The following is a 15,821-nucleotide window of genomic DNA, read 5'->3' as shown; positions in this document are numbered from 1 at the left end:
AAACTGTCCACGACCCTTCGCTTCGCTGCGGGCGACCTGCGTTGGGCGGGATGCGGGGTGCGCCGTGAAACTCGTTGCGCGCTTCGCGCTCCACTCAAACATCACGGCGAGTCAGATGACGAAGCAGCCCTGTCCTTCGGCAGGGCTGCCACCCCGCATCCCGCCCAACGCAGGCGTGGGCAGAAGGGGGGAGGGTGCGGAACAGCCAATAGCCAACAGCCAACTGCCGGAAATGCAAAACAGCCGATGCGCCATTGTTGCGCTCGGCTGTTTTTCGTGGGCTGAGGCTGATGCTTCAGACCTCGGGCTTGGCGGTGTTGCGCAGGAGATAGATCTCGTCTTCCACGTAGGTGGCCAGCCGCTCGGCGCTGTGCTGGATGGTGCGCAAGGCGTTGGTCACCACGTCCGTGTCGCGCAGGTCTTCGGGCGATAGCAGCCATGCCTGGGCGAGCTGGGAGATGGAGGAGACCTCGTTGCAGCCCATCTGGACCATTCGGTTCACCTCGGTGATGGAGAAGTTCAACTGCGTGGTTCTGGCGCTGGTGGATCGTGTTTCCTGCTTCATGGCCTGGCCCTGCAGGTGACGGTAACCAGGATGGGACATATGGCGTGCATGGTTTCGCTCTCCTCTGTGAGATGGAAGCCACCCGCTCCACGTTTTGAAGCGCGAAGAAGGTGGACGGGATGTTCAAAACACGTACAGAGCCGTGCGGACGCCCTTGCGGGTAGCCCCATCCCGTCCGTAACCGCAGGGACGTGGGCAGGCACCCACGGTCCGATGATCCAGACGTGACAAGGCCTCGCTGACGGGGAGGCTGCACCGCTCTATAAAGGTGTTTTGAAGCACCAGCCCCTGAACAGGGGGCCGGTCGAAATGATAGATGCTTTGGACGACGAGCGCGCCCAAAAAATGGCCGAGCGAAGCGAAGGCCCGAGCCAACTCCCCGTATGTCAGCGCCTGCGGCGTGGCGGTTGCGGGGTTGCAGTCCTGCCGAAGGACAGGACTGCTTCGTGATCTGACTCGCCGTGATGTTTGAACGTAGCGCGCAGCGCGAAGTGAGTTTCACGGCGAACCCCGCAACCGCCACGACGCAGGTTGCCCGCAGCGAAGCGGAGGGTCGCGGACATCCGGGTCGCCTTCTTTGATCTGACCTTTCTTGGCGAATCAAGAAAGGGCAGTCGGCCGCCGGGCCGAGACCCGGCCTCGAAAAACAACCACCCGGCAGGGGCAGAAACGAGCAACAGCAGGGGACGGCCCCGTTCAAGACTCCTTGAACAGCCTCTCCCCCACAAAATCCACAAACGCCCTCACCTTAGGCGACAACTGCCGGCTCGACGCCCACAGCGCCGAAAACTGCCCCGTGTGCGTCAGGTCCTCCGCCAGCACCCGCTGCAGTTCGCCACGCCCCAGTGCATCCCGCGCCAGGAAGTCGGGCATATAGGCCAGCCCCATGCCCGCCACGGCCGCGCCCAGCATGGCTTCCATGTTGTTGCAGACCAGGGCGGAGGGCAGGTGGGGCGGCATGCCGGGCAGCACCCATTCCTCCAGCTTGCCGCTGCTCAGGAAGCGGTAGCGCAGGCAGCTGTGCTGTGCCAGTTCGGCGGGGGATTGCGGAATGCCCCGTGCCGCCAGGTAGTCGGGCGAGCCGGCCAGGATGAAGCGGAACGGCCCCAGCCGGCGCGCCACCAGGCGCGAGTCGGCCAGTTCGCCGCTGCGGATGACCACGTCCAGGCCGGCCTCGACCACGTCCACCAGGTGATCGTTGAAGTCCAGGTCCAGGTCAACCTCCGGGTACAGGGCCTGGAACTCGGGCAGCACAGGCAGCAGGAAGCGGTAGCCGATGGTGGGCAGGCTCACGCGCAGCCGTCCGCGCGGCGCCTCGGCGGCGGCCTGCATGGTGGCGCGCGCATCGTGCAGTTCATCCAGGATGCGGCGGCAGCGCTCATGGAACAGCGCGCCTTCCTGTGTGAGCCGCACCTGGCGCGTGGTGCGCTGGAACAGGCGCAGGCCCAGTTGCTGTTCCAGCCGCGCCACGTTCTTGCCTACGGCCGAGGCCGAGATGCCCAGGGCGCGCCCGGCCTCGGCAAAGCTCAGCAGGTCGGCTGCACGCACAAAGGATTCGAGTCCGCTGAAGCTGTCCATGTCGATTGCCAACCTTGGGTTGGGAGTGTGGGGAGTCTGGCGCCTATTTTCACGGCATTGCAGCGCTTTTATCGTTCATGCAAGCCTGGCCATGTGCGGCCGGGAAATTGCGAAAGCCTTGCCAATCATGTCCTCCTGCCTGACTTCTTCCCGCGCACCGGATGCGCTCCACGGTACAGCGCGACCGCGTGCGTCCTCGGTCTGGGTGCTGTTGTCGGTGTGCCTTGCGGCGCTGGCGATGCCGCTGAGCTTTACCGGGCCGGCCGTGGCCCTGTCTGCGCTGCGCGAGGCGCTGGGCGGCGGGCCGCTGGCGCTGAACTGGGTGACGAATGCCTTCATGCTGAGCTTTGGCGCCACGCTGATGGCGGCCGGCGCGCTGGCCGATCTGCACGGGCGGCGGCGCGTTTTCCTGACCGGGCTGGGCGTGGTGCTGGCCAGTGCGCTGGCCCAGGCCTGCCTGGGCGGGCAGGGGGCCATCGTCGTGTTCAACCTGCTGCGTGCGCTGCAGGGCCTGGGCGCGGCGGCCGCGCTGGCGGGCGGCACGGCGGCGCTGGCCCAGGTGTTCGATGGAGCGGGGCGCATGCGTGCCTTCAGTGGCGTGGGCACGTCGTTTGGCGTGGGCCTGGCCTTCGGGCCGTTGCTGTCGGGCTGGTTGCTGGGCGTGGCGGGCTGGCGCGGCGTGGTGCTTTGCGTGGCCGCCGTGGCGCTGGCCGCGCTGGTGCTGGGGCTGCGCTGCATGCCGCAGTCGCGCAACCCGAAGGCGCAGCGGCTGGACCGGGCCGGCGCGCTGCTGTTCACCGCAGCCCTGGCGCTGCTGACCTGGGGCGTGCTGCAGGGGCCGGAGGCGGGCTGGTCCAGCGCTGCAACGCTGCTGCCGCTGGCCGGCGCCGCGCTGGCGCTGGCCGCTTTCGTGGCCGTGGAGCGGCGCGTGCAGCAGCGCACGGGGCAGCCCATGCTGGACCTGTCGCTGTTTCGCTATCCGCGTTTCGTTGGCGTGCAGTTGCTGGCGGGCGCGCCGGCCTATGCCTTCGTGGTGCTGCTGGTGCTGCTGCCGGTGCGCTTCATCGGCGTGGAGGGCATGGCGCCGCTGCAGGCGGGGCAGCTGATGTTTGTGCTGTCCCTGCCCATGCTGTTCGTGCCGTTGCTGGCGGGCTGGCTCACACGCTGGATCTCGGCCGCGCTGCTGTGCCTGGCGGGGTTGCTGGTGTGCGCGGCGGGCCTGCTGTGGCTGGGCGGGTGCGCGCCGGGCACGGCCTTTGCGCAGATGGCGCCTCCGCTGCTGCTGATCGGCCTGGGCATCGGGCTGCCCTGGGGTTTGATGGATGGCCTGGCCGTGAGCGTGGTGCCCAGCGAGCGCGCGGGCATGGCCACGGGCATCTTCAGCACGGTGCGCGTGGCGGGCGAGGGCATGGCGCTGGCGTTGGTGGGCGCGGGCCTGGCGGCGCTGCTGTCATGGCGGCTGTCGGCACTGGCTGCACCACTGGCGCCGCAGGCGCTGGCGGCCACCGGCCCGGCCGCACAGTTGCTGGTGACGGGCGATCTCGCCGGCGCGCTGTCGCTGCTGCCCGGCCTGCCTGCATCGGCCGTGCTGGCCGCGTATGGCCAGGCCTTTTCCACCTTGCTCGATGTGCTGGCCGGCATCACCGTGCTGACGGCGCTGGGCGTGTATGCCTTCTTGCGGGCCGGCACGCACGCAAGCACGGACATGGCACATGCCTGACAATCGCGGGTTTCACTCAGCCGCCAGCCGCTTTTCGCCATGTCAGAGGAACCCCAGAACAACGCGCCCCAGACCCCCTATGAATGGATCGGCGGCGAGCCCAGGGTGCAGGCCCTGGTGGACCGTTTCTACGATCTGATGGACCTGGAGCCCGGCTATGCCGAACTGCGTGCCGCCCATGGCAGCACCCTGGCCGACGCGCGCCAGAAGCTGTTCTGGTTCCTGTGCGGCTGGCTGGGCGGCCCGGACCATTACCAGGAACGCTTCGGACACCCGCGCCTGCGCATGCGCCACATGCCGTTTTCCATCGGCATCCTGGAACGCGACCAATGGGTGGCCTGCATGGACCAGGCCATGGGCGAGACCGGCGTGCCCGAGGATTTGCGCGTGCGCCTCAAGGCCAGCTTCATGAACACGGCCGACTGGATGCGGAACCGGTAGCAGGTGGCTGCCCCCGGCGCTGCTGAAAAAAAGGGCCGGCCCCCTGCAGGAGGCCGGCCCAAGCAGCAATCGGTTGGGGTTCAGAGCTTTTCGTCGCGCATGTAGTACCAGTGGTACAGGAACCGCTGCCCCAACCGGCGAAACGGCGCAAACGCGGGCGAGCGCACCATGTTGAAGACGTTCGGATACTCCAGCTCCGAGTTGTAGATGGGCAGCTCGAAGGTCTTGCTCTGGCGGCCCGCGATGCGCTCGGCCATGCGACGGCCCGCGTGGGCCGAGAAGGAGACGCCGTTGCCGCCATAGCCCACGGCGTAGAAGATGCTCTGGCCCGGGTCGGGCTGGAAGACGCGCGGCATCATGTCGTGGCTCACATCGACCCAGCCCCACCAGGAGTAGTCGATGGTGATGCCCTCGAGCGCCGGGAACTTGCGGTGCAGGCCGTCCACCAGCTTGGCCATGTGGATGGGGTTGGGCGCATCGGCACCCGTGACGGCGCTGCGGCTGCCGATCTGCACGCGGTTGTCGGGCAGGCGGCGGTAGTAAAAGCGCAGCGTGCGCGTGTCGGTGATGACCTGGGTGGTCTTGAAGCCCGTGGCCTCCAGCTCCTGCTCGGTCAGCGGCCGCGTGACCAGCGAGTTCGAGAGGATGGGCATGATCTTGGAGCGCAGGCTGCCATGCAGGGCGTTGCTGGTGTAGCCGCCCGTGGCAAAGCCCACGGCGCGCGCCCGCACGGTGCCGCCGGGCGTGCGCAGGTGGTGCACGCCGTTGCGCGTCTCGACGCCCAGCACCGGGCTGGCCGGGTGCACCTTGACGCCCAGCTCCCGCGCCTTGCGCAGGTAGCCGAAGGCCAGCTTGAGCGGGTGCACGCCGATGCCGTCGGGCTCGTGCATGGCTCCATGGCTGTCGGCATCGTTCACATAGTCGCGGCGCAGCTCCTCGGGGCTGAGCATGCGGGCGTCGTAGCCGAAGACCTCGCGCATGATCTGGGTCTCGTTGCGCAGGAAGTCGAGTTTCTTTTCGCGGTGGGCGATGTAGAGGTGGCCGCCGGGCTGGGGCTCGCACTCGGGGAATTCGGCCACCAGGTCCTTGAAGGTCTGGAAGCCCTCGCGGATCTCGGCGTCGAGCTTGAGCGCCACGTCCTTGCCCCAGCGTGCGATCCATTGCGAGCGGTACAGGCGCCCGCTGGCGTTCTGCCCCTGGCCGCCGTTGCGGCTGGTGCAGCCCCAGGCGGTCTGGTTGGCGTCCAGCACCACGGCGCGGATGCCGTGTTCGCGCGCCAGAAACAGGGCCGTGGCCAGGCCCGTGAAGCCCGAGCCGACGATGGCCACGTCCACGTCCATGTCGCCGGTGACCGGGCCGTCATCGTCTGGCGGGCGTCCCGCCGTGCCGACCCAGTAAGTGGGCGCATAGCCCGTGCCGTGGCCCGGGTTGGCGGCCACCAGCGGGTCGTACTGAGGGTCGTAGGGACGCAGGTGGCTGGGGCGGATGTCCTCGGCTTTCATGGCGGATGTCTCCTGGTGCGGCGGCTTGGGATCTGCCGCTTTTTGCTATGGATTCGGTGGAATGGGGCCAATGCCGGCGAGCCCTGCAAGGCGGTGCACCGACGATGGAATCAGCATAGCCAGCAGGCCATGGAGCCAGTTAGCGCCACAGCCCAGCTTTCGATAGAGCCAGCGGCAGCCGGTGCGCGCGCCTGGACCTAACGATTGATGGCATCTGGTTCTAACGGGTCCGTGTGCCTGCTACCTACCATGGCCCATCGACATTTCGATGACGCGGCGCGGCGGCCCTGCCCGGGCCCGGCGCCGTGGGACCCACCACAGACAAGGAGACAGCATGAGCGCAGACACCAACCCTCCCGACGCACAGTTCCTGGCCCGCTTCGCCGAGGCCTGGAACCGCCACGACATCGAGGCCCTGATGGGCTTCATGGCCGATGAATGCGAGTTCCACGCCGTGGCCGGGCCCGATCTCATGGGCCGCAGCTTCGTCGGCCGCCAGGCCGTGCGCGAGGGCTTCCAGATGGCCTGGCAGGCCTTTCCCGATGCGGCCTGGCTCGATGGAGACCACTTCGTGCAGGGCGACCGTGGCGTGTCCGAGAGCACCTTCAAGGGCACCAAGGCCGACGGCCTGCGCGTGGAAGCGCGCATGGTGGATGTCTTCACCTTCAAGGACGGAAAGATCGCCGTGAAGAACGCCTTCCGCAAGGACCGCCCGCCGGTGGCGGCCGCCTGACGGCGCGGGGCCTTGCGGCCCCGTGCCACCGGGAACACCGGATACGCCACGGCAAGGCGCGCACCTGCGCAGCCACCACAACAGAGCATCAGCCGTGGCGCCTGAATAAAACAGGAGACAAGACATGATCGGAAATCAGCACGCCTCTTCACCGGGGCTTTCGCACGGGCTCAAGGAACGCCACATGACCATGATCGCCCTCGGTGGCGTCATCGGCGCCGGGCTGTTCGTGGGCAGCGGCGTCGTCATCAAGTCGGCCGGGCCGGCCGCGATTCTTTCCTTCCTCATCACGGGCCTGCTCGTGGTCCTGGTCATGCGCATGCTGGGCGAGCTGGCCTGCTCCATGCCCGGGGGAGGCTCGTTCTACGAGTTTGCGCGAGAGGCCTGGCGCGACCGCCCCGGCGTGGGCCGGCTGGCAGGCTTTCTGACGGGCTGGATGTACTGGTACTTCTGGGTCATCGTCGTGGCGCTGGAGGCCGTGGCCGGAGCCGACCTGGTGCGCTACTGGCTGCCCGATGTGCCCAACTGGAGCATCAGCCTCGTGCTGCTGGTGATGCTGACGCTGACCAACCTGGTGTCGGTCAAGTCCTTTGGCGAGTTCGAGTTCTGGTTCGCCTCCATCAAGGTGGCGGCCATCGTGGTCTTCCTGTTCGTGGCCGGCGTCTACGTGCTGGGCCTGACGCCCGCCTCGCAGGGCATGCACTTCGGCAACCTCACCGGCAACGGCGGCTTCATGCCCAACGGCATCGTGCCGGTGCTGACCGGGGCGGTGGCGGCCACGGGCTTTTACTTCGGCGCCGAGATCGTGACCATTGCCGCCGCCGAGACGGCCGAGCCGCAGAAGGCCGTGGCCAAGGCGACCAACTCGGTGATCACGCGCGTGCTGGTGTTCTATGTGGGCTCCATCTTCCTGGTGGCCTGCCTGGTGCCCTGGAATGCGGGCGGCATTGCCACGCCGTATGTCAGCGCGCTCAACACCATGGGCGTGCCGGCCGCCGCGCAGATCATGAATGCCATCGTGCTGACGGCCGTGCTGTCGGCGCTGAACTCGGGGCTGTATGCGTCATCTCGCATGCTGTTCGCGCTGACGCGGCGCGGCGACGCGCCCCAGGCGCTGGCCAAGGTCAGCCGCAATGGCGTGCCCACGCGGGCCATCCTGGTGGCCACGCTGTTCGGCTACGGCGCCGTGGTGATGTCCTATGTGTCGCCCGACAAGGTGTTTGCCTTCCTGGTCAACTCCTACGGCACGGTGGCGATCTTCGTCTACATCCTGATCGCCATCTCGCAGCTGCGCCTGCGCGCCCGGCTGGAGCGCGAGGCGCCCCACCAGCTCAAGGTGCGCATGTGGTGCTATCCGTACCTGACCTGGTTCGCCATCTTCGGCATGCTGTCCATCGTCATCGCCATGGCCTTCATCCCCGAGCAGCGCACACCGCTGGCGCTGGGCGTGGCCAGCCTGTGCATCCTGCTGCTGGCCTATGGCGTGCGGCAGTTCCTGCAGCGTGGCGTGGCGCCGGTGGTGTCCTCGCTGTCCGAGGCCGCGCAGCCCGAGCCGCAGAAGTACTGACCCAGGGGCGACGGGACCGGCAGGGCCGGTCCCGGCCACTCCTTGCGTTACTTCTCGGACTGCTCCTCACGGATCGCATCGGCCAGGGCCTTCACGCCCTGGCCGATGTCGTTGGCGGGTATGGACTGGTAGCCCATGCGCATGTAGCTGCCGGGCGTGCCCTGGCGGGCGAAGAACACATCGCCGGGCTCGATGAGCACGCCGTGCGCTGCGGCGCGCTGCGCCAGGGCTTCGACAGGCATGTGGTCGGGCAACTGCACCCAGCACGAGCCGCCGCCGCGCACGGGCGTGATGCGGCAGCCGGGCGCATGCTCGGCCATGGCGGCCGTGAGGGCTGCGTGCCGCTCCTTCTGCGCCTGGGCCAGACGCCGCTGCTGGGCCTCGTAGTGGCCCAGGGAGATGAACATGGCCAGCGTGCGCTGCACGAAGGTGGCGGGGTGGCGGATCATGAGCCGGCGCAGTGCACGCAGCTCGCGGATCAGCTCTGGTGCGGCCACTATGTATCCCACGCGCAGGCCCGGCGCCAGGCTCTTGGACAGGCTGCCCACGTAGATCACGCGGTTGCTGCGGTCCAGGCTCTTGAGCGCCGGAATGGGCTGGCCGTCGAAGCTGCTCTCGCTCTCGTAGTCGTCCTCGATGAGGATGATGTCGTGCGCCTCGGCCATCTCCAGCAGCGCCTCGCGCCGGGCCAGCGGCATGGTCACGCCCGTGGGGCACTGGTGGCTGGGCGTCACGTAGAGGTAGTCCAGCTGGCGCAGCAGCGGCGTGACCGGCAGGCCCTGGCCGTCCACCGGCAGCGGGATGACCTGGGAGGTGCGGCTGCTGAAGATGTTGCGCGCGTCGGGGTAGCCGGGCTCCTCGATGCCCACGGCCGTGCCCTCGCGCATCAGCAGGTCGGCCACCATGTAGAGGGCGTGCTGCGCACCCACGGTGATGATCAGCTCGTCGGCCGAGGCCCAGACGCCGCGGCGCGGCAGGATCTTGGTCTGCACCTGCTGGATCAGCATCTCGTCGTCGCGCGCGATCTGGTCGGGCGCCCACTGGCGTATGTCCAGCACGCCCAGGGCCTTGAGGCAGCATTCGCGCCAGGCGGCCGTGGGAAACAGCTCCTTGTCGAACTGGCCGTACAGGAAGGGATAGGGGTAGCGCTGCCAGTCCTCTTCCTTGACGATGCTGCGCTGCTGGCTGGGCAGCAGCCACAGGCGCCGCGACCAGTCGGTGCGGCGGCCTTCGCCAGGGGGGCTGCTGGCCGCAGCGCCGCCCGGCGTGCGCCCCTTGAGTACGTCGGGATGGATGAAGTGGCCCTTGCGCTGGCGGCTCAGCAAAAAGGCTTCCTCGGCCAGCTGCTGGTAGGCCAGCACCACGGTGATGCGTGCCACGCCCAGGTGGCGCGCCAGCTCGCGGCTGGAGGGAATGGATTCGCCGGGTGCGAGGATGCCCGAGAGGATGGCATCGACCAGCATCTCGCGGATCTGGCCCTGCAGGCTCAGGGCAGGGCGGGCGCTGCGGCGAAACAGCTGCCCCCACATGGCGCCCTCGGGCGGTTGCGGCTGCGTGGCCGCGCGCTTGTCTGTCATGTCTTGTCGTTCCCGCCGCTGCGGCGGGCCGCTCGCTGTGTTTGTCTCCCGCGCAGGTGCAGGGCAGGGCCTGCATCCGCGACCGGCCAATATAGGCCAGCGCGGTGCGCCACGGGCCCGGAGTTTGCGATGGTTGCAATTTTTGCGGAGAGGCCGGAAATTGATATACAATCGTTGTCTTGGCGGCTGTAGCTCAGCTGGATAGAGTACTTGGCTACGAACCAAGGGGTCGTGGGTTCGATTCCTGCCAGCCGCACCAAAACGACAAGCCTCAGAACTGCAAAGTTCTGAGGCTTTTTCGTTTCAGGCGCCCGCACAGGCCCGCACAGAGGCCGTGGCCATGGTTCAGGCGCTGGTCAACGGTTATTTTTCGATATTTTCATGGTTTTCCGTAGGCGTTCAAAAAGCACGCTATAATTCAAAGCTTGGCGGCTGTAGCTCAGCTGGATAGAGTACTTGGCTACGAACCAAGGGGTCGTGGGTTCGATTCCTGCCAGCCGCACCAAAACGACAAGCCTCAGAACTGCAAAGTTCTGAGGCTTTTTCGTTGGTATCGCGGTTTGTGCCGCCGTTGGTGTCGCGGTCTGCGCGGCGTCTTCGCCTGCTGCGGTGATCTGTGTGAAGATCGGCTCCCTATGAGCAAGGCTTTCACCAAGGAATCCGACGGCGACGACGATGATGAAGTCGGCCTGCCGCCCTTGCCGCCGGGCGGCAAGAACTACATCACGCCCCAGGGCTTCGCGCGGCTCAAGGGCGAGCTGCTGGACCTGATCGACAACGAGCGTCCGCGCATCGTGGAGATCGTGCACTGGGCGGCCAGCAATGGCGACCGCTCCGAGAACGGCGACTATCTCTACGGCAAGAAGCGCCTGCGCGAGATCGACCGGCGCATCCGCTTCCTGACCAAGCGGCTGGAGATCGCCGAGGTGGTCGATCCCTCCGTGCATGCCGGCAGCGAGCAGATCTACTTCGGCGCCACCGTCACCTATGTCGATGACGAGGGCGAGGAGCGCACCATCACCATCATGGGCATTGACGAGGCCGACAGCGCACGCCAACAGGTCAGCTGGATCGCACCCGTCTCGCGCGCCCTGCTCAAGGCCCGTGTGGGCGACGAGGTGGCCCTGCCCACCCCCGCAGGTGTGCGCACGCTGGAAGTGCTGGACGTCACCTACCCGGAGCCGGGCAGCGCCGCCGGGTGAGCGTTCAGGGCTGCAGTTTCTGCAGCAGCTCCAGCGTGGGATAGCCGTCGGCCACCAGGCCCTGGCTTTGCTGGAACTGGCGCAGGCCCGCGCGCGTGGCCGGGCCCATCACGCCATCGGCCGTGCCGGCTGAAAATCCCCGTTCGTTGAGCGCGGCCTGCAAGGCGCGCAACTGCTCGCGCGACAGCGGGGCCAGATCGCGTGGCCAGGCCGCCTGCACGCCCGGGCCGCCGGCCAGTTGCTGCGACAGCAGGCCCACGCCCAATGCGTAATTCACGGAGTTGTTGTAGCGCAGGATGGTGCGGAAGTTGGCGCCCACCATGAAGGCCGGGCCACGCGCGCCGGCCGGTGCGATCACGCTGGCATCGGCCATGGCGGGCAGGGCGGAGCCGTCCACGGCCTGCACGCCTTCGGCCGCCCATTGCGCGCTGTCCTGGCGCACGCTGGTCTCGGCGCGTGCATGGTCAAAGCCTGCCGGCAGGCGCACTTCGACGGCCCAGGGCTCGCCCGTCTTCCAGCCCGAATGGGCCAGGTAGTTCGCCGTGGAGGCCGTCACATCGGGCAGGCTGCCCCAGATGTCGCGGCGGCCATCGCCATCGGCATCCACCGCATAGGCCAGGAAGACCGAGGGCAGGAACTGCGTATGGCCCATGGCGCCGGCCCAGGAGCCGATCATGTGGGCCGCGTCGATGTCGCCGTTGTCGATGATGCGCAGGGCGGCCAGCAACTCCTTCTGAGCCCAGGCCGCGCGCCGGCCGTCGAAGGCCAGGGTGGCCAGCGCATCGACGGTGGGGAAGTTGCCGAAGTTGCTGCCGTAATTGCTTTCCATGCCCCAGATGGCGGCGATCACCTCGGCCGGCACGCCATGGCGCTGGCTGGCCGACTGCAGCGGTGCAGCCGCTTCGCGCAGCTTGGCGCGGCCCTGGGCAATGCGCTGGGCGGATACGGCGCTGTCCAGGTACTGCCAGGGCGTGCGCGTGAATTCGGGCTGCGAGCGGTCCAGCTGCACCGCGCGGCGCTGCAGCCGGGCAGGCTCCAGTGCGCTGCGCACGGTTTTCTCCGAGATGCCGGCGTCCAGCGCCTTGCGCGCGAAATCCCGCTTCCACGCTTCGAAGCTGGTGGCTTCGGCCTGCTGGGCGGCATCCGGCGCGGTGGCCGGTTCGGGCTGCACGGGCGCGACAGGCGCCGCTGAGGCGGGCATGGAGGGCGGCACCGTGACCGGCGCAGGCGCCGGCCGGGACGCGCAGCCGGCCAGCAGCACGGCGGCCAGGGCGGTGGCCAGGGCGGCACGGTTCAGCGCGGCGGGATGGCGGGCGGTGGGAAAAGCTTGGGCAGTGGCGTGTGCGGCGGCTTGGGCGGTGGCGTGTGCGTGGTGCATCCGGCCATTGTCTCCGCTGCACCCCGGCTCGGAGTGCAACACGGTGTTTCTGCATTGGGCGTGCGGGGCCGCTATGCTGTGCGGCCATGACCGCCATCGCTCCGCCGCCATCACCATCCCCGGTTCTGCACGATGCCGCGCTGGCCCTGCGCGCCTTGCTGCCGCCCGGCCGGCGCTGGCTGGTGCTGACGGGCGCGGGCTGCAGCACGGGCTCCGGCATTCCGGACTACCGGGATCTGGAAGGCCAGTGGAAGCGCCCCCAGCCGGTGACGCTGCAGGCCTTCATGGGCAGCCATGCCACGCGCCAGCGCTATTGGGCGCGCAGCCTGCTGGGCTGGCCCGTGATGGCGCAGGCCAGGCCCGGCCAGGCCCACGCGGCACTGGCGCAGTTGCAGCAGCGCGGATGGATCGAAGGCCTGGTCACCCAGAATGTGGACGGCCTGCATACGGCCGCGGGCAGCGATGGCGTCATCGACCTGCACGGCCGCATCGCCGCCGTGCGCTGCATGGGCTGCGGCACCGGCATGGAGCGCGCCGTGCTGCAGGCCATGCTGCTGGAGCGCAACCCCGGCTGGGCCGGCCTGAGCGCCCAGGCCGCGCCCGACGGCGATGCCGATCTGGAGGGGCGCGACTTCAGCCGCTTCGACGTGCCGGCCTGCCCGCACTGCGGCGGCGTGCTCAAGCCCGATGTGGTGTTCTATGGGGAAGGCGTGCCCAGCCAGCGGGTGCAGGCCGTGCGCGCCATGCTGCAGCAGGCCGGCGGGCTGCTGGTCGCCGGTTCTTCGCTGATGGTGTATTCAGGCCTGCGCTTCGTGCATGAGGCCGTGGCCCAGGGCAAGCCGGTGGCCGCCATCAACCAGGGCCGCATGCGCTCCGAGGATTTGCTGGCCCTCAAGATCGAGCAGGACTGCGGCCCGTTGCTGCAGCAGCTGGCCCAGGACCTGGAGCAATGAAAAAGCCCCGCAGGAGCGGGGCAGTGTTCAGGGGATGACGCGCGATGCGCGCACCACCGAGTGCACGCGGCGCAGGTTGCGCAGCGCGGACTCCACCTGCTGGTTGTCGTGCACCGAGATCACGAAGCACAGGTCCGTGGTGCTCATGGCGGCCTCGTCGGCCATGTCCACGCGCAGGATGTCCACTTCGGCGCCGGCCAGCTCGGCTGCCACGCGGGCGAGCACGCCCTTGCCGTTGTTGACGGTGACGACGATGCGGGCCTCGAAAAGGCGCGCGGCATCGATGTCATCTGCCCATTCCACGACGATGAAGCGGTCGCTGTCCTTTTCCTGCAGGCGCTGTGCGATCTTGCATTGCGCGTGGTGCACGATCAGGCCTTCGCCGCTGCCCAGATAGCCCACGATGGCGTCGCCCGGCACGGGCCGGCAGCACTGCGCGTAGTGGATGGAGCCCTGGTTGGAGCCGTCCAGCAGCACGGCGCCCTGGAAAGGCCGGTTGCTGGCATTGAAGCGTTCGCGCGTGAGCAGCAGGGCGTCGGGCCGGTGGCCGTGGCGCGCCATCAGCGCCGTCAGGCGCGAGGCCACCAGCGATGCAATGCGCCGGCCCATGCCGATGTCCACCATCAGGTCGGCGCGGCTGCGGCTGCCTGCCATGCGCAGCACTTCGTCCCACAGCGCCTGGTTGGCTTCATCGGCCGGCGGCACGGCGTCCATGCCTTCGGCGCGCATGGCCTGGGCCAGCAGGTTCTCGCCCAGGCGTGCCGATTCGCTTTGCGCGGCCGACTTCAGGTAATGGCGGATCTTGGAGCGCGCGCGGCCGGTCTTGACGAAGCCCAGCCAGGCCGGGTTGGGCGTGGCGTCTTCGGAGGTGACGATCTGCACCACGTCGCCGCTCTTGAGTTCGGTGCGCAGCGGCACTTCCTCGTTGTTGATGCGCGCGGCGGTCATGTGGTTGCCGACCTTGCTGTGGATCGCATAGGCGAAGTCCACCACGGTGGCGCCGCGCGGCATGGCCATGATCTCGCTCTTGGGCGTGAACACGTAGACGGCGTCGGGGAACAGGTCCACCTTGACGTGGTCCCAGAACTCGGCGGCATCGCGCGTCTCGTTCTGGATGTCCAGCAGCGATTGGAGCCACTGCGTGCCCAGCTGCTCGGAATCGTGGCCGGGCTGGGCCTTGTAGAGCCAATGGGCGGCCACGCCGGCCTCGGCGACGATGTGCATTTCCTCGGTGCGGATCTGGAACTCGATGTTCACGCCCGAGGGGCCCACCAGCGTGGTGTGCAGCGACTGGTAGCCATTGTTCTTGGCAATGGCGATGTAGTCCTTGAAGCGGCCCGGCATGGGCTTGTACATCTGGTGCAGCACGCCCAGCGCCGTGTAGCAATCGATCACACGCGGCAAGATGATGCGAAAGCCGTAGATGTCCGTCACCTTGGCAAAGCTCAGCTGGTTCTTCTCCATGCGCAGATAGAGCGAATACAGCGTGCTTTCACGGCCGGCAAGGCGGGCCTGCAGCCCCGCGCCGGCGAACTCGGCATTGACCTCGTCCTGCACGCGCTGGACCAGGTCGCGGCGTCGCTTGCGCGAGCGGGCGATGGCTTTTTCCAGCGTGGCGTAGCGCCAGGGATGCAGGTGGCGGAAGGCCAGGTCCTGCAGCTCACGGTAGGTCTGGTTCAGCCCCAGGCGGTGGGCGATGGGTGCGTAGATCTCCAGCGTTTCCGACGAGATGCGGCCCCACTTGCTGCGCGGCATGTCGCCCATGGTGCGCATGTTGTGGGTGCGGTCGGCCAGCTTGATCAGGATCACGCGCACATCGCGCGCCATGGCCAGCAGCATCTTGCGGAAGGATTCCGCCTGGTTCTCTTCGCGCGTGTTGAACTGCAGCTTGTCCAGCTTCGTGAGGCCGTCGACCAGCTCGGCCACGTCCTGGCCGAAGCGCTGGGCGAGATCGGCCTTGGTGACGCCGCAGTCTTCCATCGCATCGTGCAGCAGCGCGGCCATCAGGGCCGGGGCGTCGAGCTTCCAGCTCGCGCACAGCGCCGTGACCGCGATGGGATGGGTGATATAGGGTTCGCCGCTGCTGCGCCACTGGTCGCTGTGGGCCTGGTCGGCGAAGGCATAGGCTTCGCGCACCTGCTCGATGCTGGTGGCATCCAGGTATCCCAGGTGCTCCATCAGTCCGGCAAAGGCATTGGCCGACACGGCGGTTGCCTGCTCTGCAGACATGCGCTCGGGCCGGGGTGGCGGTACGGGATCAGAGGGGGCTGTGAACGAAGTCAAGGCCGCTTTCATGACTTAAATGTAGCGTGCATGCTGGTTTGTGCAGGCTTCATGTAAAAAAAGCACCGCTGTGCGGTGCTCTTTGTGGGGCCATTGTGTTGCTTTGCAGCAAATCAGCCCGGAACCTTCTTCAGCATCTCGATGCCGACCTTGCCTTCGGCGATCTCGCGCAGCGCGGTGACGCCGGGCTTGTTCTTGGTTTCGATCTTGGGCGTGTGACCCTGGCTTAGCATGCGTGCGCGGTAAGTGGCGGCCAACACGAGCTGGAAGCGGTTAGGGATCTGCTCCAGGCAGTCTTCAACAGTGATGCGTGCCATCAGGA

The 15,821-nt window shown here is 67.8% G+C and carries 13 protein-coding genes and 2 tRNA genes; 8 read left to right on the top strand and 7 right to left on the bottom strand.

Annotation, left to right across the window (positions count from 1 at the left end; translation table 11 throughout):
* Positions 1 to 295: 295 nt before the first annotated feature.
* Positions 296 to 604: a hypothetical protein gene (locus tag ACF8LI_RS02960; protein ID WP_392414099.1), complete on the bottom strand. Its 309-nt coding sequence runs from the start codon at positions 602 to 604 to the stop codon at positions 296 to 298.
* A 657-nt stretch (positions 605 to 1,261) separates the two neighbouring features.
* Positions 1,262 to 2,143, bottom strand: a complete 882-nt coding sequence (locus tag ACF8LI_RS02955) for a LysR substrate-binding domain-containing protein (RefSeq protein ID WP_046985609.1) — start codon at positions 2,141 to 2,143, stop codon at positions 1,262 to 1,264.
* A gap of 205 nt (positions 2,144 to 2,348) precedes the next feature.
* On the opposite strand from ACF8LI_RS02955, the gene ACF8LI_RS02950 reads away from it, so the two are divergent.
* Positions 2,349 to 3,863 (top strand): MFS transporter, encoded by a 1,515-nt coding sequence (locus ACF8LI_RS02950; protein WP_392414100.1) that lies wholly within the window; start codon positions 2,349 to 2,351, stop codon positions 3,861 to 3,863.
* Between the two features lie 39 nt (positions 3,864 to 3,902).
* Complete coding sequence (locus ACF8LI_RS02945) at positions 3,903 to 4,304, top strand: group II truncated hemoglobin (protein WP_392414098.1); 402 nt, start codon at positions 3,903 to 3,905, stop codon at positions 4,302 to 4,304.
* A gap of 80 nt (positions 4,305 to 4,384) precedes the next feature.
* Here ACF8LI_RS02945 and ACF8LI_RS02940 read toward each other — a convergent pair whose 3' ends face one another.
* On the bottom strand, positions 4,385 to 5,806 hold the full coding sequence (locus ACF8LI_RS02940; protein ID WP_017407452.1) for an FAD-binding oxidoreductase: 1,422 nt from the start codon (positions 5,804 to 5,806) through the stop codon (positions 4,385 to 4,387).
* Positions 5,807 to 6,140: 334 nt separating this feature from the next.
* On the opposite strand from ACF8LI_RS02940, the gene ACF8LI_RS02935 reads away from it, so the two are divergent.
* Together ACF8LI_RS02935 and ACF8LI_RS02930 are read left to right on the top strand one after the other, a co-directional pair.
* Positions 6,141 to 6,539 (top strand): nuclear transport factor 2 family protein, encoded by a 399-nt coding sequence (locus ACF8LI_RS02935; protein ID WP_013803799.1) that lies wholly within the window; start codon positions 6,141 to 6,143, stop codon positions 6,537 to 6,539.
* 124 nt (positions 6,540 to 6,663) lie between these two features.
* Complete coding sequence (locus ACF8LI_RS02930) at positions 6,664 to 8,106, top strand: amino acid permease (RefSeq protein WP_392414096.1); 1,443 nt, start codon at positions 6,664 to 6,666, stop codon at positions 8,104 to 8,106.
* 47 nt (positions 8,107 to 8,153) lie between these two features.
* Here the strand turns inward: ACF8LI_RS02930 and ACF8LI_RS02925 are convergent, their stop codons facing one another.
* Positions 8,154 to 9,683, bottom strand: a complete 1,530-nt coding sequence (locus ACF8LI_RS02925; protein WP_392414095.1) for a PLP-dependent aminotransferase family protein — start codon at positions 9,681 to 9,683, stop codon at positions 8,154 to 8,156.
* 182 nt (positions 9,684 to 9,865) lie between these two features.
* Here ACF8LI_RS02925 and ACF8LI_RS02920 point away from each other — a divergent pair.
* From ACF8LI_RS02920 to greB, 3 genes are all read left to right on the top strand, one after another.
* Positions 9,866 to 9,942: transfer RNA gene (locus ACF8LI_RS02920), tRNA-Arg, on the top strand.
* A gap of 169 nt (positions 9,943 to 10,111) precedes the next feature.
* A tRNA-Arg gene (locus ACF8LI_RS02915) sits at positions 10,112 to 10,188 on the top strand.
* A 130-nt stretch (positions 10,189 to 10,318) separates the two neighbouring features.
* Positions 10,319 to 10,885: a transcription elongation factor GreB gene (gene greB, locus ACF8LI_RS02910; protein WP_016450306.1), complete on the top strand. Its 567-nt coding sequence runs from the start codon at positions 10,319 to 10,321 to the stop codon at positions 10,883 to 10,885.
* Between the two features lie 4 nt (positions 10,886 to 10,889).
* Here greB and ACF8LI_RS02905 read toward each other — a convergent pair whose 3' ends face one another.
* Positions 10,890 to 12,263 (bottom strand): lytic murein transglycosylase, encoded by a 1,374-nt coding sequence (locus ACF8LI_RS02905; RefSeq protein ID WP_392414094.1) that lies wholly within the window; start codon positions 12,261 to 12,263, stop codon positions 10,890 to 10,892.
* Positions 12,264 to 12,349: 86 nt separating this feature from the next.
* Between ACF8LI_RS02905 and ACF8LI_RS02900 the strand changes: the two genes are divergently transcribed.
* Positions 12,350 to 13,216: an NAD-dependent protein deacetylase gene (locus tag ACF8LI_RS02900; RefSeq protein WP_151019662.1), complete on the top strand. Its 867-nt coding sequence runs from the start codon at positions 12,350 to 12,352 to the stop codon at positions 13,214 to 13,216.
* A gap of 27 nt (positions 13,217 to 13,243) precedes the next feature.
* Here ACF8LI_RS02900 and ACF8LI_RS02895 read toward each other — a convergent pair whose 3' ends face one another.
* Entirely contained in the window at positions 13,244 to 15,511 is a 2,268-nt protein-coding gene (locus ACF8LI_RS02895; protein ID WP_016450309.1) for a bifunctional (p)ppGpp synthetase/guanosine-3',5'-bis(diphosphate) 3'-pyrophosphohydrolase, read from the bottom strand.
* A gap of 101 nt (positions 15,512 to 15,612) precedes the next feature.
* A complete protein-coding gene (rpoZ, locus tag ACF8LI_RS02890; protein WP_016450310.1) occupies positions 15,613 to 15,816 on the bottom strand; it encodes a DNA-directed RNA polymerase subunit omega in 204 nt (67 codons plus the stop codon).
* Between the last annotated feature and the right edge of the window lie 5 nt (positions 15,817 to 15,821).

The organism is Delftia sp. WSY_12, from assembly GCF_043104645.1.
Lineage (GTDB): Bacteria > Pseudomonadota > Gammaproteobacteria > Burkholderiales > Burkholderiaceae_C > Comamonas > Comamonas tsuruhatensis.
This window is presented reverse-complemented; position numbering and strand designations above follow the sequence as displayed.